Source organism: Planctobacterium sp. AWM4_229, from assembly GCF_056160305.1.
Genome location: NZ_JBSWWX010000024.1, coordinates 1 through 716 on the forward strand (window position 1 = coordinate 1; position 716 = coordinate 716).

General features: G+C 47.5%; 1 protein-coding gene. It reads left to right on the forward strand.

Annotated features, from left to right (window positions below):
- The coding region (locus ACXAGP_RS22080; RefSeq protein ID WP_475263959.1) for an elongation factor Tu at positions 1–716 on the forward strand (716 nt) is incomplete at its 3' end.

Sequence of the window (716 nt, forward strand, 5' to 3'; positions counted from 1 at the left end):
ATGGCAAAAGAAAAGTTTGAACGTACGAAACCGCACGTAAACGTAGGTACAATCGGCCACGTTGACCACGGTAAAACAACTCTGACTGCAGCGATCACAACTGTATTAGCAAAAACTTACGGTGGTGCAGCGCAGGCTTTCGATCAAATCGATAACGCTCCAGAAGAGCGCGAGCGTGGTATCACAATCGCAACTTCTCACGTAGAGTACGATACTCCTACTCGTCACTACGCACACGTAGACTGTCCTGGACACGCTGACTATGTTAAAAACATGATCACTGGTGCAGCACAGATGGACGGCGCGATTTTGGTAGTAGCAGCGACTGATGGCCCTATGCCTCAGACTCGTGAGCACATCCTGTTAGGTCGTCAGGTTGGCGTACCTTACATCATCGTATTCATGAACAAGTGTGACATGGTTGACGATGAAGAGCTGTTAGAGCTTGTAGAAATGGAAGTACGTGAATTGCTTTCTGAATATGAATTCCCTGGTGACGACTTGCCAGTAATTCAAGGTTCTGCTCTTAAGGCGCTTGAAGGCGACGCAGAGTGGGAAAAGAAAGTTATCGAATTAGGTGAAGCACTGGATTCTTACATCCCAGAGCCAGAGCGTGATATCGACAAGCCGTTCATCCTGCCTATCGAAGACGTATTCTCAATCTCAGGCCGTGGTACAGTAGTAACTGGTCGTGTTGAGCAAGGTATCATCAAAGT